Consider the following 20,269-nt stretch of genomic DNA (forward strand, 5'->3'; position numbering starts at 1 on the left):
AACGGAGTTCCGGAGGTGTTCGACAATGAGCGAGAACCGGGAGCCGCGAAACGACTCGGAAACGCGAGCGGGCCGTTCCCGGGAGCGACGGTCCGTCGCTGTCGGGGCGATCGCCATCGCCAGTCTGATCGTTGTGACGACCGCGCTCGCACCCATGCTGGTGTCCGCCCGCCCGGCGAATCAGATCCCGGTCGAGTCGGTGTCCGTCGACGACGAGCCACAGGACCCGACGAGCGATGCGTGGGACACCGTCCCCGCCGTCGACATCCCGCTGGCCAGCGCGCCGAGCGGCGTTCCCAACGCGAGCGACACGACCACCGAGACGGTCAGCGTTCAGTCGGCTCGAAGCGACGAGCGGTTCTACCTCCGCCTGTCGTGGAGCGACGAAACGGCTGACAGCAACGCCACTGACCCGCGAGCGTTCGTCGACGCGATTGCGGTTCAGGTGCCGAAAAACACCAGTGCCCGGCCACCCATCGCCATGGGAAACACTGAGAATCCCGTGAACCTCTGGTACTGGAGCGCGGACGGCGAGACGGAGGAACTGCTCGCCGGGGGCCCGGGGACGACGACCGAGTTCGAACAGGCAGCAGTGAATACGTCGGCGAGCCACGACAACGGGCGCTGGACGGTCGTCATGTCGCGGGACATCGAGTCCGACGCGACGAACCGGACCTCGCTCGCGGTCGACCGCGATGTCGACGTTGCGTTCGCGGTATGGAACGGGTCGAACATGGAACGGTCGGGCCAGAAGTCGGTCAGCGAGTGGTACCACTTCCCGCTCGGATCCGGCCCGCAGGGACCGCCGTACGAGGCGATCCTGTGGACCATTGCCGGACTCGCGATCACCGGCGTGGCGCTGGTGACGATCCACGCGGTGCGAAACACCAGAGGTGAGACGAGATGAACACAGACAGGAACGGCGAAGCGGCGGACTGCTCCGGCGAGGTATCACGTGACAGCGAAGCAAGCACCGACGAACCGCCGGTGCCCGAGCGACTCGACGCAAAGCGGGTCGACCGTCAGGCGGCCGCCCGCGGCGGGGTGTACGCGCTCCTCGCCGCGCTGTTTGACGAGCCGGACGAGTCGGCGTACCGTCGGATCGCGGCGGGCGATGTCGACGCGACCTGCCGCGACCTGCTCGATGCGACCGGTCTGGCAGTCGACGCGCCGGAGCTAACCGTCGAGGACGACCACGAGACGCTTTGCGCGCGGTTCAACGACCTGTTCACGGTCGGGTACGCTGAGTACGAGGACCGGACCGACGGCTCGCTGGACAGCCAGGGGCCGCCAGTATCGCTGTACGAGACGGCATACCGGCCCGAGGCGTCGTGGAACGACGTGAATCTCGACCTGGCGAGGGCGTACGACTACTTCGGCCTGGAGGTCGACCAGTCTGCCCGAGACAACCACGACTACCTTCCGTACCAGTTGGAGTTCGCGGGGTACCTCGCGCGCCGCGAGGCCGAGTCGTCGGCCGACGCCGCGCGGGCCAGGCTCGACCTTCACGACCGACATCTCCACGTCGTCGCCGGCGGCCTCGCCGACCGTATCGACGAGGAGCGCGGTACGGGCCTCTACGGCGAACTCGCCGACTTTCTCGACCGGTTCGTGACCGCCGACCAGACCGCTCTCGCCGAACGGTTCGAGGGAGGTGACGGCGGGTGAGCGGACGCCGAGCCGACGAGATGGCCGACAGCCGTCTCGAAGCGGTCGTCGCCCGACTCTCGACGGAGTCGCCGCTTTCGACACGCACCGCCGCAGGGGTGCTCGCGCTTCTCTCGGTCGCGGCAACGACGCTGTACCGTATCGCTCACAACGCACCCGGAACGCTTCCCGACCCGCTCAGAGAGTTCGTAACCGTCTTGCTCCCGGTCGGCGTCGCCGGCCCCGCGCTAGCGGGACTGCTCCTCGCAACGACTGCGGACGCGCCCGGCGAGCGTATCGGTCTCGCCTTCGCCGGCGGCTTCGGGCTGGTCGCACTCGCGTCGCCGATGGCGTGGCTTCCCGCCGCTACCGGCGTCGTTTTCGGAGGCGGGCTCGCCACGGTCAGCCGTGTCCGGCGGCTCGGGCGAGACGCGAGCGTCGCCTCGATTCGCCGCGCAGGCGTCGTGACCGTCCTCACGGCCGGCGTCGTCGTATCGCTCGCGGCGACGGCGGGCGTTGAAACCGTGACTCTCCGTCCGCTCGGCTCTGGGCTCGCGCTATTCGGCGTTGCGCTGGTGCCGCTTCTCGTCGGTATGGACCGAGCGAGTCTGACCGTCGGCGCGCTCGCTGGCCTCCTGACGTACGGGACCGCAGCGAGCATCCCGTACGTGATGGGCGCAGTGCTGCTCGTGGGTGTCGGGGTCGTCGGCGCACCCCTCGCGCTCGTCGTCCTCGCCGTCGGGGGCGGCGTCGCCGGAATCGCTCACACGCTCCGCCGGGGCCGGGTCGACGCCGCGCTCGGTACCGGGTTACTTCTCGCGGCCGGCGTCCCCGGGACGCTGATCCGGGCGCTGGGAGTCGTCGTCGCCGTCGCGCTACTGGTCGACTCGCGAGGGGGTGAGACAGCGTGAGAGACGAAGAAGAAGCGACCGACGGGCCGCCGGACCCGCAACTCCACCCCGAACAGAGTCCCGGATTCGACGAGGAGCCCGAAGGACTGGAAGACATCGAGGTCGACCGCGACGTGACGATCGGCGAGGCGTCACCGGAGGAACTCGCGGCCAGTGACACCGAACCCGTCGAAGACGACGCCAGGGGCGACCTGCTCGCCGCGCTCGCCGGAGATGATGTCATCGAGCGTCGTCGCGCTGCACTCGAACTCGCGGAGCGAAAGCACGACGACCGCACGGTCCGCGCACTAAGCAAGGCTGCGACGACCGACGACGATGCCGAAGTACGGCAGTTCGCCGTCGAGGCGCTGGCGAAACTCGGCGGAGAAGTGGCCGCCGAGACGGCGCTCGCGCTGACCGACGACCCAGAGCCGTGGGTCCGCGCGGAGGCTGTCGTCGCCCTGGACCGACTCGACCGGGCCGAACACGAGGACCCCCTCGAATCCGCGCTGGACGACGGGCATCACGCCGTCCGCCGGAACGCCGCGGTGTCCCTGTTCAAACACCGCGGCGAGGGCGCGCTCCCCGTGCTCGTCGAGGCGGCCGACGACCCGAGCGAACGGGTCCGAGAATGGGCCGCACATCTGCTCGGCGGTATCGACGACGAGCGGGCGCACGAGACACTGGACCGACTGGCCGACGACGACAGCAGCATCGTCCGCGAGACCGCCGTGCGTGCGCGGGAGGTCGACGCCGGCAGCTTCCGCCGGCAGTTCAGCGGCACCCTCGACGAATCGGACCGCACGCTCCCGGGAGAAGACGACCTCAACCGAACGCCGAACCTCTGACCATGACTGACCACTCACACCCGACGACCGACGCCGACCAAACCGCGTCCGACGATACGGCCGCGGTTGCGGACGAACGCACCGACACTGTCGACTCCGATGCCAACAGTCTCGAAGACCGGGTCGAATCCGCTTTGCGTGCCGTCCGCGACCCCGACGCCGACGTGACCGTCTTCGAGGCGGGACTAGTGGAGTCGATACGGATCGAGGGGGCCGACGTGACCATCGAAGCCGCCGTCGCCGAGTTCGACGAGGCGAACGCGACGAACGTGATGGGCGCGATGTTGCGCGCGGTTCGCGACGTTCCCGGCGTCGATAGTACCCATGTCGAACCGGTCGCCCCGTCGGCAGGTGACAGGAACCTCGGCGTCGCCGGGTTCGATACGGTGATCGCCGTCGCCAGCGCGAAAGGGGGCGTCGGTAAATCGACCGTCTCGACCGGTCTCGCTTGCGCGCTCGCGGCCGGCCGGCCGACGGGACTGTTCGACGCCGACATCCACGGCCCGAACGTCCCGTCGCTCCTCGACATGTCCGGCCCCGTCCGCTCGGACGACGAGGGCCACCCCCTGCCCGTCGACGCGTCCACTCCCGACGCGGAGCTCGACGTAATGAGCGTCGGCCTGATGGAGGACGGAGCCCCGCTCGCCTGGCGCGGTGCGATGGCCCACGACGCGCTGACGGAACTGTTCGAGGACACGGCGTGGCGCGCCGAGGACACGCTCGTTATCGACCTGCCACCGGGCACCGGTGACATCGTCCTCACCACGCTTCAGGAGGTTCCGGTCGACGGCGTCGTCGTCGTGTCGACTCCGTTCCCGGCGAGCCTCGACGACACCGCTCGGAGCATCGAACTGTTCCGGGACAACGACGTGCCGGTCCTCGGAGCAGTCATCAACATGGGCGGGTTCACCTGTCCGTCCTGCGGTGACGAACACGACCTGTTTCCGGGAAGTTCGCCAGCCGACACGCTGTCCGCGCCGGTCCTCGCCGAAATCCCGTTCTCGACTGACCTCCAAGAGACCCCCGTCCCCGGCGCTGCACCGACGGAGATGGGCCGTCTCGCCGACGCCGTGGCCGACGCGGCGGCGACCGCGTGGGACCTCGACGTACCTGACGACGCGGTCGATATTCGCGGCGACCCCCCGGAGAAACGGCGCGAGCGCGTCGCTGAACGGTTCGAATCGCTAGACAGCGGGGCGACGTTTACGCTCGTCAGTGACAGAGACCCGTCGCCCGTCAGAGGGTACCTTGCTGAGGTCGTTGACCGCGATCCGGCCGCTATCGACTCGTTCGAGGTTGACCGACGGACTCCGGACGATTGGGTCCTCACGGCCGTCCGCCCGTAACCGAATCGTCGAGCATGACCCGGAACGTTCCTGACCCGCGAACGGGTTCCGAGCGAGATACGGGTCGCGACGGCGGCGCGACCGTCGATATCATCGGCAAGAAGTGGTTAGAACTGACTCGCGACGACCTTGGCGCGCTCCCGACCGTCGAACGCGAATGTTCGGTCGTCTGTGCGTCCGGCGACCGAACCGTAGCGACGTGGACAGGCGTTCCCGTTCGGGACCTTCTCGCGATCGCTGGCGCTCCGCCGTCGACGACGCATCTCCACCTGAGTAGCACCGACAATTACCACGTCTGTGTCAGGATCGCCGCCGCATTCGACGCGCTGGTCGCCGTCACCCGCGACGGAGCGGACCTGGCAAACGGGAACTGCGGTACGCGGTTCGTCGGGACACAGATCGACGGAAAACAGTCGATTAAAGCGGTCGCGCGGATCGAACCAGTTTCGATCGAACCTGGCAATGACCCGGCGGAACAGGTGATGCGACCTGTGACCGACCGGGAGAACGGATGACCGCTCTGGTCGCCACCGTCGTCTCCGCCACCGGTGAGACCGACCGCTTTACGACAGTTCGACTGCGAGGCAACGACCGGCAAGGATCGTCAGAGCCGACCTCTCTATGAGTGTCGTTGGGCTGGCACCAGGATTGAACGGCGACACACCGGCATCTGGTGAATCGTTCCGTGCTCCGACGGAGAACGTTCTCGCACCGCTCGTCGTTGCAAGGAATCAGAAATGGGTTGGGGCGGATTCGAACCGCCGGCCTGCTCCGTGTGAAGGAGCCGTCATAACCTGGCTAGACCACCAACCCGCAAGAAAGCGTACCCGCGGGCCGGTGAAAAACGTTCCGGAACCGATCAGTTCGGGCGTTGTCCGCGGATACGTCGCCGCGCCTTTGCGAGGGCGTCTTTCGTCTCTCCTTCAGCACGGTCCTCGATAGCTTCGAGTTCTTCGCGGACGTTGTCGAGGCGACTCGGTTCGGGTTCTTGCTCACTACCGGTCAACTCCCGGAAGCGCTCCTCGACGGGTTCGAGTTCCTCCGTAACGCCTTTCTTAGCGTGTTCACCGGCTCGCTTGATGTAGTACCGTGCGTCTTCGAAATGCTTGTTCATGCCTATCTGTTGTCTTCGAAAGGATATAACCTTTGTGGAGGGACAGAATCCACAGTCGACATTTCTTCGCAGAGTATGAGTCCGCGACTGACACTGACATCAGCTTTTAGGCTGGCCGAAACCAGTGGTTTTATGTATTTCTTAGGCGTGCCTAAAACTGTGCGGGGCGGCGAACCGTCCGAGTATGTCACTGGTCATGCCGCCTTGACGATTAGCTACCGCCGCAGTCCGGGCACCATCGCCGTCCCGCCGACTCTGTAAGGGAACGTAACCGTGGGCATCGGTACCGACCCAGCGGATCCGTCTTTTCGTATCGCCGGTTCACAAACAGTTTACCCGCGGACCGTCTTACCGAGCGTGTGATGTTCAAGCGGCTCTCGATCCCGACGCCGTTTCAGGTCGGTCCCGTCAACGCCTACATTTCGGGACGGACTATAGTCGACCCCGGCCCGGACAGCGAGGAGTCCTGGTCGACGATGCTCGACGAACTGGAGAAACGCGACCTCTCGCCCACGGACATCGAACAGATACTCGTGACGCATCCGCACCCGGACCACTTCGGGTTAGCGAGACGGTTTCGTGACGACGGAGCGAGGGTGTTCGCGAGTCCCGCAACATCCCGGATCATCGAGAACTTCGAGGGGCGTCTGGCGTACGAACAGTCGTTTTTCGTCGACTGCTTCGAGCGCCACGGAATGGCCCGTTCGACGGCCGAAACCGTGACCGAACTCCCAGAAGTGTATCTGGAGTACTCGCCGTCGTGTGAAACCGACCGACTACTGGAGGAGGGCGAGAAACTCACCGTCGCAGGCGAGACGGTTCGGGCACGCGACGCCGCGGGGCACGCGCCGGGCGAACTGGTGTTCGAGTACGAGCACGCCGGCGACGAGGAGGCTATCGTCGGCGACCAGATACTCCCCGATATCACGCCGAACCCGCTCTTGCAACCCCCGGCGGAAGAGGGGGACCCCCGTCCGCGAGTCCTGCCGGCGTTCAACGACTCTCTCGACCGACTTCGCGGCCGGGAGTACGACCGCGTGCTCCCCGGCCACCGGGAGGTGATCGACCGCCCATCGGAGCGAATCGGCGAGATACGCGAATCCCACGATGAACGAACCGAGAACGTCCTCGAACTCGTCGACGGCAAGACAACGGCGATGGACGTGATGGAGGGTCTGTTCGGCGACCTGCCGCTGACCGAGTACTTCCCGGGGATGAGCGAGGCGGTCGGCCACCTCGACGTGCTTGAACGTCGCAGCGAAGTACAGCGATCCGAACGCGGCGGTGTCGTCGTGTACGAACGAACATGAACGGGAACAACCGAGACGAAGACCGGACGGAACCGACGAACAGACAACGTGAACAGGCAGTGGCACTCGGCGCAGACAGCGCGGACCTCGTCATCGAGAACGGCCGCGTTCTGCTCGCCGAACTCGGCGAGTTTCGCGACCGCGACGTGGCGGTCGTCGGCGACCGGATCGCCGCCGTCCCCGAGGACGCGGGCGGGGTCGTCAGCGACGACACGACGGTCGTAGACGCCGACGGGCGTGAGGTCGTTCCGGGATTCGTCGACGCGCACACGCACGCGGACATCTTTCAGACTGTCGAAACCTCGTATCACCGGATCCTCGAAGGCGGAACGACGACGCTCGTCACGGAGGCGACGGCGTTCGGCGGGGTCAGCGGTGCCGACGGCGTTCGGGAACTGCTTGCCGCCAGCGCGGACCTGCCGGTCGACCTCCGCGTGACCGTCCCGCCGCTTGCGTTTTTCGACGCGTTCGGCGCTCCCGCAGACGAAGCCACACGCGACGGCATCATCGACCTGCTCGAAGACGAGCGCGTCGTCGGCGTCGGCGAGTCCGACTGGGTGCAGGTCGTCGGCCGCGACTCCCTCGCCGGGGAACTCTACGAGCGAGCGCGGGAACTGGGACTCCGTGTCGTCGGTCACGGTGCCGGTTGTTCCGGCGAGAAACTGACGGCTTACGCCAACATCGTCGACAACGACCACGAGGCCATCACGGCCGACGAGGTGACGGCGCGTCACGAACGCGGCATCCACCCCATCGGTCGCAGCGGATCGATCCGCGACGACAGCGAGGCGATCGCTGAGGCGGTACGGGAAAACGACATCGACGCTTCCCTGTCGACTGACGGTGCCTGGCCGGACGTACTCGCTACGGGCGAAGCGATGGACGCTGCGGTTCGCCGCGTGATAGACCACGGCGTCGCCCCGGAAACGGCGATCGGGATGGCGACGCACGCACCGGCCAACCACTTCGGCCTGACCGACCGCGGGAGTATCGCGCCGGGCAACGTCGCGGACCTGCTCGTCCTGGACGACCTCGAATCGGTTACCGTCGGTTCCGTCGTCGGCGACGGCGAGGTCGTCGTCCGGAACGGCGAAGCGGCCGTCGGCCCGCGAGAACACGACTACTCCGCGGAGTTTTACGACTCGGTGGACATCGACCCGACCGCGGCGACGTTCCGGGTCCCGACGAGTGCGGCCCGCGACGGTTCGGTCCGAGCGCTGGAGTACAGCCACGGCCTCATCACGACCGAAACGACCGTTAGTCCCCCTGTCGACGGAGATGCGCTCGTCGCAGACCCGTCCGACGATATTGCCAAGGCCGCGCTGCTGGACCGCCGGAGCGGTGTCGACGACGCCTTTACCGGCTTTCTCACTGGGTACGGCATCGACGAGGGCGCTGTCGCAACGAGTCTCACCTGGGAGCAAGCGTCGGTCGCCGTCGCCGGCGTCGACGACGCGGCGATGGCCCGTGCCGCATCTCACGTCGCCGACGCCGGCGGCGGATTCGCCGTTGTCCGGGACGGCGAGGTGCTCGCGGACCTGCCGTTGGCAGTCGCCGGCGTCGCCGCGGACACGCCTCTCGACGAAACAGCGGAACGCATGGACGACGTTCGGGCGGCGCTGAGGGCCGTAGGCGTCGATGTCGAACGGCCGCTGCTTCCGATTCAGACGCTCACCTTCTTCGGGGTGCCGTCGCTGAAACTCACGCCGCGGGGCTACGCAGACATCTTCGGCCGGCGCGTCGTGGGATTGATGCCGCCGGGAGACGGCGGGAAGTGATCTCGTCCGCAGTCAGTACGTCGGGTTCTCCTCGGGGACGCCGTCACGCTCGTTTACCGCGCGGCCGAAGGTAAACAGCGCGTCCGAGAGGCGGTTGAGATACTCCACTGTGTGTTCGTTGACCTCCGATTCGCCGGCGAGCGCCACAACTCGGCGCTCCGCCCGCCGACAGACGGTGCGGGCGTGGTGGAGACAGGACCCCGTCTCCGACCCGCCAGGGAGGATAAACGACTCTAGCGGGTCGAGTTCGTCGTCGTAGGAGTCGATCCAGTCTTCGACTTCGGCGACGTGAGCCTCGCGAACGACCGGGTCGCCGTCGTCGGGGTCCGGGTTCGCCAGATCCGCCTGCACGATGTGGAGGTGGTTCTGGACGCCGGAGAGCTGTTCGTCGATGTCGTCGTACCCTGTCGGAACGATGGTCCCGATCAGAGCGTTCAGTTCGTCTACCGTCCCGTACGACTCGATCCGGGGGCTCGTTTTCGAGACGCGCGACATGTCTCGCAGGTCCGTCATTCCCTCGTCGCCGCGACCGGTGTAGATTTTCATACGATCACGGTCGCCTCGGACCCACTTAGTATCAATCACGAACGCCGAGTTTAGTCGCGGCGGCTTGGAGCGTCCGAGGATTTTGATATATCACTATGAGGTTTAACTTGGTGCGTAAGTCCGGGGGAAACCAGTATGTTAAACAACGCTCGTAGAAACGATCGAATATGGCCCTCGAACTCGACCACTACTGTCCGGACTGCGAGACAGACCGGACATTCTGGCGTGCCGCGAGCACGACGCTCCATCTCGGAGAGAAAACGAAGTGGCGATGCCCCGAGTGCAACTACTCCTTCGTCACGATCGACGGCATCGATTCCAGCCAGTCCGACATCGAAGCGTAACACTGGTTCCCGCCTGTTCTCCGCGACCGATCACCCTCGACTCAGTGTCGAAGCTATAGTAGCCTGTTCTGGACCGTACCCCCGGGGTAACGTGTCCAGTCCATCGATCTCTCCGGCCTGTTCTCATCGGTCCGGGTGTAAGAGTAGAGGAATATCCTCCGGCACACCGATTTTGAAGACTGCTAGTAGCTGAAACGAGCGCCGCCCACAACAGGATCTGTCGGTGTCGTCCGACCGAGGATCGATGTGGTGGACTGCATGCCGAGACGAGTCTGCCGGTGGGAAGTTCGACCCATCCGTACAAGCGGACCAAACACCCCCTCGCGAAGGACGTTCTCACGGTCGAGATCACCGTACGACTGGCGGTTCGTACTCCCTGAGCAGCGGATCCTCGCCCTAATCTACTATCGGATCAGTCCTCGCAGAGGCCATACGGTGGATTCGACGGAGAAAATGACACGAGCAGAGTCCATTGCGGTGAGGAATAGCCCCGCATCCGTGGCCAGATCCGGGACAGGCTGTCTTGATCTCGACAGGGCATCCGCGTGCCAGGGCGGTACTCATGAACTGCTTGAGGTTGAGGGCTCTGAGAGCCATCACCTGTCGTCCCTGCACTCGGAGATGATCATTTAGTTCAGTGAATTCCCCTGGTCTGGGCTGAACGCTTCCTGTCACACACTTTCGGACTGCGTTGGTAAGTGTGATAGCCACAGTTCTCTCGTCACGTGGTACCCCTGGCTTGAGCGCCTGAAGAACCTCGCAACAACGTCCCGGGAAGTCGTCACCAGGGCGATCAAATAAACCATTAAACGCGATATCAAATACACCCCCTCTTCGAGTTCAGTGTTTTCCCGGTCGGATTCGACTTCGTGATGTCAATGCTGGCGAGCACACCGCCAACGAGTTCTGAGTCCCGCCGTGCTCGTTCGATCAACGCTTCTGTTGTATCGCGGTGCATTTGGCGTGCGGCATCAGGCCCGATCTTCTGCAGGTGATATCGGTGCGTGCTGCCGGTCTGGACGCGGTCGCGTGTGGTTTCTGCTGCGAAATTCCACGTCCCGTCTTCCGCGTACATCTCTTCGCGTGACCCGATGAAGGTGTGCCCCTCGAAGAACGCGTTTTCGTTGATTTCAGTGTTCACTCCACGCGGAAGATAGTAGTTCTCGGTCAACATCGGTTTGCCGTGTTTCCAGACCTCCCGCGTGTTAGCTATCGTGCGATCCTGAACCATTGAGTCATCTTGTGTCACGTCTTCGGGAGCATCGACACTCGGGTCCGGGTGGAACACCTCGTCGGGCGCAGGCACGTCGTGCTCGCGGGCGACGTTCACGAGCACTTGCCCGATGGTCCGAATAACTTGTTTGTGGGTGTCGGTGAGTCTTCCGTCGTTCCAGACACGCCACAGCGTAGATTTCGACGCCCTTCCATTGTCGAATCCGAGGGCATCTACCAGCTCCGGGTTGTCGTTGAGGTAGTCTGTGAGCGCGGTTTCGCCGCCCCACCCTTTGACGATACGAAGCAGGTGTGCTCTGAGTAATGCTTGTGGCTCTCGCTTGTCGTGCCACTCAGTGATGTCGTACCCGAACTTCCAGGGGTCCAGTGGGAGGTTGCAGAGTGCTTCTTCCAGGTCGTTGTGGTCGAGGTGGGCGAACCATTCTTCGATGAATGCAGCGGCATCCCATGCGAGCGGCCACGGATCACCGTCTACCGTGTCGTGAGAATCTGCGTACGGCCACTGAGGATGTGACTCTCGGACAGCGCTGAGCACCGCGTGCGTCGTGTCCGGAGTGGCCGTCATGCGTTGAGAGCGATGTACTTTGATTCGAAGTATAAGCGCGGGGGCGGTAATTCCGAAATTTCCGGATGTGACTACGTAGAGTGCGTATAAAATCAACAACCGCTTGAGCCGGGTTCGCCTTGTTGAGCGCTTGTATCCAAAGTATTGTATGAATCGTAGCTATCTTTGTTCGTGCAGAAGTTTCACTACGGCGGGCGTTGATACAGCGGGTATTGCATGGCTGATACGGTGAGGGAGTACTGTACCTCTCGCGGCGCGCTCGGTGTCCTCATCCTGCTGTATAGCGACCCGCAGCGGTTCACAGACCTCGCGGAGTTGCTGCATATCAGTGACTCAACGCTCACGTATCGCCTCGCAGAAGCACGCGATCTCGGCTTAGTCACTCCCGAGATTGACGAGCAGGAAACGTCAGTCGGTGACCAGTATCGGCTAAGCGAACGTGGTGCGCGCATCGTGAAGAAACTGGACCAGTTGGGTGTTACTCACGCGTATCGGACGATGCTGGACATGCACCAGCAGGTTGAAGACGGTCGAAGCGACCTTGATGAGTGGTTAGACCAGGAAGAAACAAAGAGGAAGTTAGCGCGGTGTAGTGACCAGGACCCGTACGTGGACCCGTTCGGTGAAGACGTAACAGGGTACTCAGAGTAAACGATACCGGGGGGACACGCTATCAGAGAGTCTTTCGGAAGAATACCTCGCACAATAGTAGTTTCACCCGGAAACGTCGTGAACCAACCGATAGGTCGCTTTGCGTATATGGTTCTCACCGTTTTACCAAATAGAGAATTACCCAAATATATTGTAAGATCAAATTCAAGATGGAGTATGGTCTCACGAGAGAACAAAATAATCGGAATCTTCGTGGCTCTGGCACTGGTTCTCCACGCAGCTACGTTCTATCTTACTGAACTCCCGGACGAGGTGACGATAGGCCTTATCATGTTCGTCGGGATTATTTCACCGATGATGATAAACAACTACCTCGATAACCAAGCGGAGGAGTGAGTTCACTCAAACTACGGAACGAACTGTCCTCGTTCTGTACTGAGCGATCAGCTGCAGGCTAAATTGACGCCCGCGTTAAGAACCATGAGAGTCTAATGAAACAAGCGATAGCTAGTGAACTCGTCCACCCCTCTCCGGTTGGCGGCGGTATACCGCCGTCCGTTCACCACAAACAGCGATCCAGCGACTTGTCCTGAGTCCGGTTCCCGTCCGAGCGGCTCTGGAAGAACTGAACACGAGTTGTGAAAGAAAGTGACTGCACAGGAAGAAACTGTTCGAGAGAACGCCGCCGACCGAGAGATCAGACGCCGCGGAGTACGATCAGTCCCCGTCCAGGGAGTGCCAGGAGAGCCGCAGGTCTCGCGCGGCGGACGTCTGGTCGATCCGGCGTGCGGTCGTGTGCTCGGGGGCATCGGCGAGCGTCGAGTCCTCCTCGCCGGCGACGGCGTTGAACGCGGCCGCTAGCTGGTCTAACGTCTTGCGGTTCTCGATCTCCGTCGGTTCGGTCATCAGCGCTTCCGGGACGATCTCCGGCCACTTCGTCGTGGGCGGATGGACGCCGTAGTCGAGCATGCGCTTTGCCACGTCTGCGGCGTCTTGGTCGCCGGCACTGGCGACGAACTCGTGGTGGTACGGACCGTACGGCACGTCGTAGTCGGTCCGTTCGCCGAGGTAGTTGGCGTTCAGTACGGCCTTCGCGCTGGCGTCGCGGAGGCCGGGATCGCCCAATCTGGCGATGTAGGCGTAGGCTTTCACGAGGACGAGCCAGTTGCCCTGGAAGCCGTGGACTTTGCCGACCGTCTCCTCGGGTTCGAACAGTTCGTACGCTCCGCTCTCGGCCTGGCGGACTCGCGGCGTCGGCAGGTACGGTTCGAGGTCCGAGACGACGCCGACCGGTCCCGCACCGGGGCCGCCGCCGCCGTGGGGCGTGGCGAACGTCTTGTGGACGTTGTAATGCATTATGTCGAAGCCCATGTCGCCCGGGCGCGCTCGGCCGAGCAGGGCATTGAGGTTCGCGCCGTCGTAGTACAGCAGGCCGCCCACGTCGTGTACCATCTCGGCTATCTCCTCGATGTCGCGTTCGAAGAGGCCGAGCGTGTTCGGATTGGTGAGCATCAGCGCGGCCGTATCCTCCGAGAGTGCCGCTTCGAGCGCGTCGAGGTCGACCCGGCCGTCGTCGCCGCCCGGGAGTTCGACCACGTCGTACCCGCCGAGAGCAGCGCTGGCGAAGTTTGTGCCGTGGGCACTCTCGGGAACGATCACCTCGTGGCGGTGGCCCTCGCCGTTAGCTTCGTGGTACGCCTCGGCGAGGAGGATACCGGTGAACTCGCCGGCCGCGCCGGCGGGGGGCTGGAGCGTCACGGAGTCCATGCCACCGATACGAGCGAGGTAGTCCTGCAGGTCGTACAGCAGTTCGAGCGTCCCCTGTACGGTGTCCTCGGAGCGGTCCGGGTGGACCGCAGCGTCCGGGATAGCGGCCACGTCCTCGGTGAACTTGGGATTGTACTTCATCGTACAGGAACCAAGCGGGTACGGCCCGTTGTCGATGCCGTAGTTCATCTCCGAGAGCCGCGTGTAGTGCCGGGCGAGTTCGGGTTCGGAAAGCTCCGGCAGGTCGAGGCTGTCCCGTGTCAGGTCGTCGGGGAGCGGCGAGTCGTCGATTTCGACCTCGGTCCCGTCTTTCTCGGAGAGGAGGGGTTCGTAGCGGCCGCCATCGTCGTCGGTCCATCGCGCCTGGTCGAATCTCATTCTGCCACCTCCGCGAGCGCGGCGACCAGATCGTCTGCCTTCCGGGCGTTGGCGTCGGTCACACAGATCTGGAGTTCATGGTCGGAAAGCGCATGCACCGCGAAGCCCTCTGTTTCGAGATCCGAGGCGATCGCCGGCGCGGGCTGGTCGGTCCGTGCGACGAACTCCCGGAAGTGATGCCGGTCGTGAACGGGAGCGCCGACGCCGCTGATATCGTCGACGCGTTCGGCGAGGTCCTGGGCCTCGGTGACGCACGTTTCGGCCAGGTCGACGAGACCAGAGGGGCCGAGGTCCGCGGCGTGAATCGCCGTCCGGAGCGCGACCCACGCCTGGTTCGTACAGATGTTGCTCGTGGCGCGCTCCTTGCGGATGTGCTGTTCCCGGGTCTGGAGCGTCAGCGTGTACGTCCGGTTGCCGGCTTCGTCCTCGCTCGCGCCCACGAGACGACCGGGAACCTGTCGGACGAACGAGTCCCGCGTGGCGAACAGGCCAAGCCCCATCCCGTAACTCGTCGGAAGGCCCAGCACGCTGGCGTCGCCGATAACAACGTCGGCCCCGACCTCGGACGGTTTCTGGAGCAGTGAGAGCGCGACGATGTCGGAGCCGAGCACGAACAGCGCGTCGTTGTCGTGTGCGATGTCGGCGATGTCGGCGAGTCCTTCCTCGACGGTCCCGCGGACAGACGGGTTCTCAGCGTACACCATCACGGTGTCGCCGTCGACCAGGTCTGCGAGCGCTTCGACGTCGATATTACCGTCGTCACTCGGCACCGTCTCAACGACCATCTGGGTTCCGGCGACGTAGTTCTCCAGCACTTCGCGGCGCTCGTCACGGAGCAGTTCTGGCACGAGCACGCGGTGGCCGTCGGTGGCACGGACGCGGGAGGCGAGCGTCGCCGCCTCGCCGAGCGCAGTCGCGGCGTCGTACATCGAGCAGTTCGCGATCTCCAGTCCGGTCAGTTCGACCAGCAGCGACTGGTACTCGAACAGGACCTGCAGGAACCCCTGGGTGACCTCGGGCTGGTACTGCGTGTACGAGGTGAGAAACTCCGAGCGCAGGGAGAGGTGGTCGACGAGCGACGGCACGTAGTGGTCGTAGTGACCGCGTCCGAGAAACTCCGTCAGGTCGTCGTTGTCACCGAATGTTTCGCGCAGTTCGCGCTTGACCGCGCGTTCGCTTCGTTGTTCGATCCCGAACTCGCCGTCGAATCGAACGGCCTCCGGAATGTCGAAAAGTTCGTCGACGTCGTCGGCACCGATCGCGTCGAGCATCGCCTCGGTTTCGTCCGGCGTGTGCGGCGCGAACGGACTGCCAGTAGTTGTGTCGTGTCCAGTCATGGTTGCGTGGGACTCTCGCGTTCGAGGGAAAAGCGTCGCGTAACCCGCGGCGACCCGCGGAGAGTGGTCGAAAGCACAGGTATTGCGTACTTACGACCCGCCCCTTATCACATCCTCGGTTTCTCCGGTGTACGGTCCTGGGACCGACGGAACCGCCGTCTCAGTCTTCTCCCCAATGTATAAGTTCGGGTTTACCGTCGGTGAAAGTATGAGCCGGCAAACGGCGCCCGAATCAGACCCTAACCCGCTAGTTCGCGAGGTGTACGACGAACTCGGCGAACTACTTCAAGAGGGAGACGACGCGTTCATCGAGAAGGGGCCCGCCCGCTTAGCTGACGCCATCGAACAGGACGGCTTCTTCGAGAACGTTACCACGGACCCGGCCGCACCCGATGAGTACACGCGAGAGAAAGTCATCGGCGACCCCGGCGAACACGTAATCCGGTTCATGGAGTGGCCGCCCGAATACACGTTGATGCCTCACGAGCATCACGGCCGGCCCTGTTTCGAGGTACTGGTAGACGGCCATCTCACGCTCTCGAATCTCGAACGCACGGAGGTCGGAGACGGCGAGTACGCCTTCGATGTCGTCGATTCGGAGGTCACGGACCCCGGAGAACCGGCGGTTGTCGACCCGCGGAAAAACGAGATCCACGCCGTGTACAGCCCCGTCCGTAGCAGGTCGCTACACGTGTACCCGAGCGACAACTGGCGGGCGTTCGGGTACGTTCCGAAAGATGACACCCCCGACAACGACGTGTACGAGCGTCGGGAGTTCACGTTGCGGGAACCCGGCGACTGACTCGTCTCGTGTGGTGACTGGGCATCCGCGCGTCGGACATCCCGCGAAGGCAGAGCGCGGTTCACCGCCGAAGCGGAGCTCCGTTCCGTGAGGCGGCTTTCGGTCGTGCTTGTCGCTTCGAGCGGTCACACCGTTCGAAACCAGAGGAAAAAGGTCGCTTCTACTCGATCTGAGCTCTGTACTCGTCCGCGGACATGAGGTCGTCGAGTTCGCTCTCGTCGGCGGCGTCGACTTCGAGCATCCAACCGTCACCGAACGCGTCCTCGTTGACGAGTTCCGGCGTGTCGAACAGGTTCTCGTTGACAGCCGTCACCTCGCCGGAGACGGGCGCGTACAGGTCCGAGACGGCTTTGATACTCTCAATGACGCCGAACTCCTCGCCCTCGCTGATCGTGTCGCCGGCATCCGGCAGTTCGACGAAGACGACGTCGCCGAGTTCGTCCTGCGCGAAGTCGGAGATACCGATCCGGACGGTTCCGCCGTCGTTGTGTGCCCATTCGTGCGATTCCAGGTAGCCGTGGTCGTCAGGTACGTCGAAGCTCATTGGTCGATGAAAGGTGTGTTCGTGATCTGCGCGTTTTTCGGTCGGTCCCGGACGACGACCCGTACATCGGTGCCAGGGTCGTCGTACTCGACGGGGACGTAGCCGAGTCCGATCGGCTTGTCCAGTGTCGGACTCATCGTACCGCTGGTGACGGTGCCGATGACGTCTCCGTCGGTATCCGTGATGTCGTACCCGTGACGCGGAACGCCGCGTTCTGTGAGTTCGAAGCCGACGTATAATTCGTCGACGCCGTCGGTCTTCGCGCGTTCGAGCGCGTCCCGGCCGACGAACTCGGTGTCTAACTTTACGGTGAAGCCAGCGCCCGCTTCGTACGGGTTCCGCCGGTTCTCCTCCCGGTCGAAGTCCTGCCCCGAGAGGAGGAACCCGGCCTCGATGCGGAGCGTGTCGCGCGCGCCGAGGCCGCAGGGCTGACAGTCGAACGCCGCCCACACCGTCTCGGCGGACTCCTGCGGAACGACCAGTTCGAAGCCGTCCTCGCCGGTGTAGCCGGTGCGAGCGACCCAGCACTCGACGCCGGAGACGGCCGCCCAGCGGGCCTCGAACCGGGAGAGGTCAGTCACCTCGTCGTCGGCCGCCTCGGACACGAGGGCTTCGGCGTCCGGTCCCTGAACGGCGAACATGCCGTACTCCTCGGTTCGGTTCTCGACGGTCGCGTCCAGGGACCACTCGTCGCGGTAGCCCGTCCACCGGTCGTACGCCTCCTCGTCGTGGCCGGCGTTGGGGACAAAGAGATACGACGCCTCGCCGGCCCGTGACTCCGTCCGGATCTCCCCGTCGTCGGGGAGGCGGTACACGACGGTGTCGTCGATAATGCTACCGTCCTCGTCGGTGATCATCGCGTACTGCGAGTCACCGGGCGAGAGCGCCGTCACGTCGTTCGTGACGAGCCGTTGCATCAGCGCCGTCGCGTCGGGACCGCTCACTGTTATCTCCCCCATGTGCGAGACGTCGAAGATGCCGGCGGACTCTCGGACGGCGGCGTGTTCCGTCTTGATCGAATCGAACTCGACGGGCATCTCCCACCCGCCGAACCCGGTGAATGATGCACCGCGATCGTCGTGGACCGCGTGCAATGGTGGCCTCCGTCGGGACATACCCCAACGGTCGACCGCCTGTAAGTAAGGTTTTGGTATTACGGTCGGAGCCGGGCGAGAACCACGCTGGACTGTAGTCCGGGACGCCAGTTACGCCGGTCGCGAAAAAAGAGACGGAACGACAGTGACACGGAGCGGTTCGGGTGACGGCTTATTGGCCGATCTCTTCGACAGAGAGGGTGTAGCTGCCGCTCCCGCTGTAGGAGTCGACGAGGATACCGAGTTCGGTGCTGCTGTCGACGTCTTCGGCGACGACTGTCTCCTGGCTGTCGCGCGTGATCGAGCGCTTGTCGTAGTCGCTCGTCGACGGCGTACGGCCGTCGAGGGTCACGTACAGGTCGAAGTCGGCGTTAGAGGGGCCGTCGAGCGAGACGGTGGCCTGACAGGGGTCGGCCGTGTCCGTCCCGTAGGTGTAGCTGTCCGAATCGTAGTAGCCGGACAGACTCCCGTCGACGCTCCCGGTTTCAGTTTGGCTTCCGCACTCTCCGCCGCCACCGCCGTCCCCGACGGTCACGGCGACGGAGTCGGTGGTGGCCGCGCCCTCGTCGTCGGTAACTGTCAGCGACACGGTGTAATCGCCGGACGAGTCGTAGGTCTTCGTGACGACCTCGCCGGTGTCGGTGGTGCCGTCACCGAAGTTCCACTCGTAGCTCGTGATGGTGCCGTCGGGGTCGGAGGACGCGCTACCGTCGAACGTGACCTCCTCGCCGACGTTGACGGACGCGGAACTGGCGTCGATAGACACCGTCGGCGAGTCGTTGCCGCCGCCGTTGCCAACAATGTTTCCGGCGTCGACTCGGCCGGACCCTTGCTGGTCGCTGGAGAGTCCCACGTCGACCGCGGTCTGTTTGAGGCGCTGGCGCAGTTCCGTTGCGGACAGCGACGAGTCCACCGCTTTGCCGAGCGCGGCGACGCCGGCGGCGGCCGGACAGGCCATCGAGGTACCAGAGATCCGGTTGTAGTCGCTGGTGGTCCAGGCGGAGAGGACGTCCACGCCCGGCGCGGCGACGTCTATCTTGTTGCCGTACTGCGAGAAGTCCGCGAGGTTCTCGTTCTGGTCCAGCGCGGAGACGGCGACGGTCTCGTCGTACCCCGCGGGGTAGGAGACACCGCGGGAGCCGTTGTTACCGGCCGCACAGATGACGAGCGCACCGTTGTTCGTCGCGTAGGAGACGGCGTTTTTCATCGTGTTCGTGTAGCCGCCGCCACCCAGGGACATGTTGATCACGTCCGCCCCTTGGTCGGTGGCCCACTGCACCGCGTCGGCGATGTCCGCAGTGGATCCGCCGCCGTCTCCGAGCGCTCGGGCCGAGAGGAGGCGCGAGTTGCTGATGCCCGCGACGCCCGTGCCGTTGTTCGTCGTCGCCGCGGCGATGCCGGCGACGTGAGTACCGTGATACTCGTTTTGTAGGTCCGTGGGGTACGGATCGCCGTCGTTGTCAACGAAGTCACGTCCCTTGTTGCTCCCGAACTGGTCGGCCAGGTCGGGGTGGTCGTATTTGACTCCCTGGTCGACCACGGCAACGGTGACGCTCTCGGAGCCGAGTGTGGTGTCCCAGGCCGCGGGCGCGTTGACCTGCTGGGGCGCGTACTGGTCGTTGAACCGGGGGTCGTTCGGTTCGGCCAGCGGGTGGTGGGTCGAGTTGTCCTCAGCGTATCGGACGCCGTTTCGGTTTTCCATCGCGGATTTCACCGAATCGCGTGCCTGCGTGCTCGCGCGATCCGGCAGTCGTACCGCCATGTAACCGAGCGTCTCGTTCCGGTGAACGACCTCCGCGTCGTCCGGAATATCTCGCTCGACCTGTGTCTGAACGTCATCCATCGTCGACGCCGCGGAGACGCCGACGAGGATCTCGTCCTCCCGTGGACCGGGAGATCTCCCCGGGGTTGCCGAGGAGACACCGCTGAGGGCGCCTATCGCCCCCATCGTACCGGTTGCTTTGATAAACGATCGTCGTGACCATGATGGGTTGCCATTATTTGACATGGCGGTGGCAATTTTTGCAGTACTTTAATTTAAACTTTTCCAAATAATATATAAAGTGATGGTAGGTATAAAAATTCAAGGATAATTCATCGTATGGACGACTCAG

At 64.0% G+C, this 20,269-nt stretch carries 20 protein-coding genes and 1 tRNA gene; 12 read left to right on the forward strand and 9 right to left on the reverse strand.

The annotated features are described in order from the left end of the window. Window positions 1-25 precede the first annotated feature (25 nt). From EYW42_RS07540 to EYW42_RS07565, 6 genes are read left to right on the forward strand one after another with little or no spacing between them, the layout of a single operon-like run. Entirely contained in the window at window positions 26-907 is an 882-nt protein-coding gene (locus EYW42_RS07540; RefSeq protein WP_135534636.1) for an ethylbenzene dehydrogenase-related protein, read from the forward strand. Beyond that, window positions 904-1,668, forward strand: a complete 765-nt coding sequence (locus tag EYW42_RS07545; RefSeq protein WP_135534637.1) for a molecular chaperone TorD family protein — start codon at window positions 904-906, stop codon at window positions 1,666-1,668. Before EYW42_RS07540 ends, EYW42_RS07545 begins: the two co-directional genes overlap by 4 nt. Further along, window positions 1,665-2,558 carry a hypothetical protein gene (locus EYW42_RS07550; RefSeq protein ID WP_135534638.1) on the forward strand — a complete coding sequence of 298 codons (894 nt, stop codon included), beginning with the start codon at window positions 1,665-1,667 and terminating at the stop codon, window positions 2,556-2,558. Before EYW42_RS07545 ends, EYW42_RS07550 begins: the two co-directional genes overlap by 4 nt. After that, window positions 2,555-3,385: a HEAT repeat domain-containing protein gene (locus tag EYW42_RS07555; protein ID WP_135534639.1), complete on the forward strand. Its 831-nt coding sequence runs from the start codon at window positions 2,555-2,557 to the stop codon at window positions 3,383-3,385. The genes EYW42_RS07550 and EYW42_RS07555 overlap by 4 nt, the downstream gene beginning before the upstream one ends. Window positions 3,386-3,387: 2 nt before the next feature. Beyond that, a complete protein-coding gene (locus tag EYW42_RS07560) occupies window positions 3,388-4,731 on the forward strand; it encodes a P-loop NTPase (RefSeq protein ID WP_135534640.1) in 1,344 nt (447 codons plus the stop codon). 14 nt (window positions 4,732-4,745) lie between these two features. Then, window positions 4,746-5,246 carry a molybdopterin-dependent oxidoreductase gene (locus tag EYW42_RS07565; protein ID WP_135534641.1) on the forward strand — a complete coding sequence of 167 codons (501 nt, stop codon included), beginning with the start codon at window positions 4,746-4,748 and terminating at the stop codon, window positions 5,244-5,246. Between the two features lie 223 nt (window positions 5,247-5,469). Here EYW42_RS07565 and EYW42_RS07570 read toward each other — a convergent pair. Then, window positions 5,470-5,544: transfer RNA gene (locus EYW42_RS07570), tRNA-Val, on the reverse strand. A gap of 46 nt (window positions 5,545-5,590) precedes the next feature. Next, window positions 5,591-5,845: a DUF7553 family protein gene (locus EYW42_RS07575; RefSeq protein ID WP_135534642.1), complete on the reverse strand. Its 255-nt coding sequence runs from the start codon at window positions 5,843-5,845 to the stop codon at window positions 5,591-5,593. Window positions 5,846-6,207: 362 nt separating this feature from the next. On the opposite strand from EYW42_RS07575, the gene EYW42_RS07580 reads away from it, so the two are divergent. Continuing rightward, window positions 6,208-7,155 (forward strand): MBL fold metallo-hydrolase, encoded by a 948-nt coding sequence (locus EYW42_RS07580; protein WP_135534766.1) that lies wholly within the window; start codon window positions 6,208-6,210, stop codon window positions 7,153-7,155. Then, window positions 7,152-8,933 carry an adenine deaminase C-terminal domain-containing protein gene (locus EYW42_RS07585; RefSeq protein WP_135534643.1) on the forward strand — a complete coding sequence of 594 codons (1,782 nt, stop codon included), beginning with the start codon at window positions 7,152-7,154 and terminating at the stop codon, window positions 8,931-8,933. Before EYW42_RS07580 ends, EYW42_RS07585 begins: the two co-directional genes overlap by 4 nt. Before the next feature lie 12 nt (window positions 8,934-8,945). Here the strand turns inward: EYW42_RS07585 and EYW42_RS07590 are convergent, their stop codons facing one another. Next, window positions 8,946-9,479 (reverse strand): cob(I)yrinic acid a,c-diamide adenosyltransferase, encoded by a 534-nt coding sequence (locus tag EYW42_RS07590; protein WP_135534644.1) that lies wholly within the window; start codon window positions 9,477-9,479, stop codon window positions 8,946-8,948. 167 nt (window positions 9,480-9,646) lie between these two features. Here EYW42_RS07590 and EYW42_RS19770 point away from each other — a divergent pair, with 167 nt between their 5' ends. Then, window positions 9,647-9,823 (forward strand): DUF7838 family putative zinc beta-ribbon protein, encoded by a 177-nt coding sequence (locus tag EYW42_RS19770; protein WP_202613827.1) that lies wholly within the window; start codon window positions 9,647-9,649, stop codon window positions 9,821-9,823. A gap of 817 nt (window positions 9,824-10,640) precedes the next feature. On the opposite strand, the gene EYW42_RS07595 is transcribed toward EYW42_RS19770, so the two are convergent. Next, window positions 10,641-11,621 (reverse strand): hypothetical protein, encoded by a 981-nt coding sequence (locus EYW42_RS07595; protein WP_202613828.1) that lies wholly within the window; start codon window positions 11,619-11,621, stop codon window positions 10,641-10,643. Window positions 11,622-11,837: 216 nt separating this feature from the next. Here EYW42_RS07595 and EYW42_RS07600 point away from each other — a divergent pair, with 216 nt between their 5' ends. Both EYW42_RS07600 and EYW42_RS07605 read left to right on the forward strand, forming a co-directional pair. Continuing rightward, window positions 11,838-12,272: a winged helix-turn-helix transcriptional regulator gene (locus EYW42_RS07600; RefSeq protein WP_135534645.1), complete on the forward strand. Its 435-nt coding sequence runs from the start codon at window positions 11,838-11,840 to the stop codon at window positions 12,270-12,272. 177 nt (window positions 12,273-12,449) lie between these two features. Continuing rightward, window positions 12,450-12,629: a hypothetical protein gene (locus EYW42_RS07605; protein WP_135534646.1), complete on the forward strand. Its 180-nt coding sequence runs from the start codon at window positions 12,450-12,452 to the stop codon at window positions 12,627-12,629. 321 nt (window positions 12,630-12,950) lie between these two features. Here EYW42_RS07605 and gcvPB read toward each other — a convergent pair whose 3' ends face one another. Both gcvPB and gcvPA read right to left on the reverse strand, forming a co-directional pair. Then, window positions 12,951-14,378 (reverse strand): aminomethyl-transferring glycine dehydrogenase subunit GcvPB, encoded by a 1,428-nt coding sequence (gcvPB, locus tag EYW42_RS07610; protein WP_135534647.1) that lies wholly within the window; start codon window positions 14,376-14,378, stop codon window positions 12,951-12,953. Next, the gene (gcvPA, locus tag EYW42_RS07615) at window positions 14,375-15,715 is read right to left on the reverse strand and encodes an aminomethyl-transferring glycine dehydrogenase subunit GcvPA (RefSeq protein ID WP_135534648.1); all 1,341 of its coding nucleotides are present in this window, start codon (window positions 15,713-15,715) and stop codon (window positions 14,375-14,377) included. The genes gcvPB and gcvPA overlap by 4 nt, the downstream gene beginning before the upstream one ends. Window positions 15,716-15,923: 208 nt before the next feature. Here gcvPA and EYW42_RS07620 point away from each other — a divergent pair, with 208 nt between their 5' ends. Beyond that, on the forward strand, window positions 15,924-16,517 hold the full coding sequence (locus EYW42_RS07620; RefSeq protein WP_135534649.1) for a hypothetical protein: 594 nt from the start codon (window positions 15,924-15,926) through the stop codon (window positions 16,515-16,517). Between the two features lie 160 nt (window positions 16,518-16,677). On the opposite strand, the gene gcvH is transcribed toward EYW42_RS07620, so the two are convergent. The 3 genes from gcvH to EYW42_RS20425 form a co-directional block, all read right to left on the reverse strand. Continuing rightward, window positions 16,678-17,061: a glycine cleavage system protein GcvH gene (gcvH, locus tag EYW42_RS07625; protein ID WP_135534650.1), complete on the reverse strand. Its 384-nt coding sequence runs from the start codon at window positions 17,059-17,061 to the stop codon at window positions 16,678-16,680. Beyond that, the gene (gene gcvT / locus EYW42_RS07630; protein WP_135534651.1) at window positions 17,058-18,176 is read right to left on the reverse strand and encodes a glycine cleavage system aminomethyltransferase GcvT; all 1,119 of its coding nucleotides are present in this window, start codon (window positions 18,174-18,176) and stop codon (window positions 17,058-17,060) included. Before gcvT ends, gcvH begins: the two co-directional genes overlap by 4 nt. A 151-nt stretch (window positions 18,177-18,327) precedes the next feature. Then, window positions 18,328-20,103: a S8 family serine peptidase gene (locus EYW42_RS20425; RefSeq protein WP_310732943.1), complete on the reverse strand. Its 1,776-nt coding sequence runs from the start codon at window positions 20,101-20,103 to the stop codon at window positions 18,328-18,330. Window positions 20,104-20,269: the final 166 nt, after the last annotated feature.

Source organism: Halostella pelagica (assembly GCF_004762015.1).
In the GTDB taxonomy this organism is placed as follows: Archaea; Halobacteriota; Halobacteria; order Halobacteriales; family Natronoarchaeaceae; genus Halostella; species Halostella pelagica.

What these genes read in the sequence shown, in the direction of transcription:
- EYW42_RS07540 (WP_135534636.1), top strand. Translation starts at nt 26, where the DNA reads ATGAGCGAGAACCGGGAGCCGCGAAACGACTCGGAAACGCGAGCGGGC.
- EYW42_RS07545 (WP_135534637.1), top strand. Translation starts at nt 904, where the DNA reads ATGAACACAGACAGGAACGGCGAAGCGGCGGACTGCTCCGGCGAGGTA.
- EYW42_RS07560 (WP_135534640.1), top strand. Translation starts at nt 3,388, where the DNA reads ATGACTGACCACTCACACCCGACGACCGACGCCGACCAAACCGCGTCC.
- EYW42_RS07565 (WP_135534641.1), top strand. Translation starts at nt 4,746, where the DNA reads ATGACCCGGAACGTTCCTGACCCGCGAACGGGTTCCGAGCGAGATACG.
- EYW42_RS07575 (WP_135534642.1), bottom strand. Translation starts at nt 5,845, where the DNA reads ATGAACAAGCATTTCGAAGACGCACGGTACTACATCAAGCGAGCCGGT.
- EYW42_RS07580 (WP_135534766.1), top strand. Translation starts at nt 6,208, where the DNA reads ATGTTCAAGCGGCTCTCGATCCCGACGCCGTTTCAGGTCGGTCCCGTC.
- EYW42_RS07585 (WP_135534643.1), top strand. Translation starts at nt 7,152, where the DNA reads ATGAACGGGAACAACCGAGACGAAGACCGGACGGAACCGACGAACAGA.
- EYW42_RS07590 (WP_135534644.1), bottom strand. Translation starts at nt 9,479, where the DNA reads ATGAAAATCTACACCGGTCGCGGCGACGAGGGAATGACGGACCTGCGA.
- EYW42_RS19770 (WP_202613827.1), top strand. Translation starts at nt 9,647, where the DNA reads ATGGCCCTCGAACTCGACCACTACTGTCCGGACTGCGAGACAGACCGG.
- EYW42_RS07595 (WP_202613828.1), bottom strand. Translation starts at nt 11,621, where the DNA reads ATGACGGCCACTCCGGACACGACGCACGCGGTGCTCAGCGCTGTCCGA.
- EYW42_RS07600 (WP_135534645.1), top strand. Translation starts at nt 11,838, where the DNA reads ATGGCTGATACGGTGAGGGAGTACTGTACCTCTCGCGGCGCGCTCGGT.
- EYW42_RS07605 (WP_135534646.1), top strand. Translation starts at nt 12,450, where the DNA reads ATGGTCTCACGAGAGAACAAAATAATCGGAATCTTCGTGGCTCTGGCA.
- gcvPB (WP_135534647.1), bottom strand. Translation starts at nt 14,378, where the DNA reads ATGAGATTCGACCAGGCGCGATGGACCGACGACGATGGCGGCCGCTAC.
- gcvPA (WP_135534648.1), bottom strand. Translation starts at nt 15,715, where the DNA reads ATGACTGGACACGACACAACTACTGGCAGTCCGTTCGCGCCGCACACG.
- EYW42_RS07620 (WP_135534649.1), top strand. Translation starts at nt 15,924, where the DNA reads ATGAGCCGGCAAACGGCGCCCGAATCAGACCCTAACCCGCTAGTTCGC.
- gcvH (WP_135534650.1), bottom strand. Translation starts at nt 17,061, where the DNA reads ATGAGCTTCGACGTACCTGACGACCACGGCTACCTGGAATCGCACGAA.
- gcvT (WP_135534651.1), bottom strand. Translation starts at nt 18,176, where the DNA reads ATGTCCCGACGGAGGCCACCATTGCACGCGGTCCACGACGATCGCGGT.
- EYW42_RS20425 (WP_310732943.1), bottom strand. Translation starts at nt 20,103, where the DNA reads ATGGGGGCGATAGGCGCCCTCAGCGGTGTCTCCTCGGCAACCCCGGGG.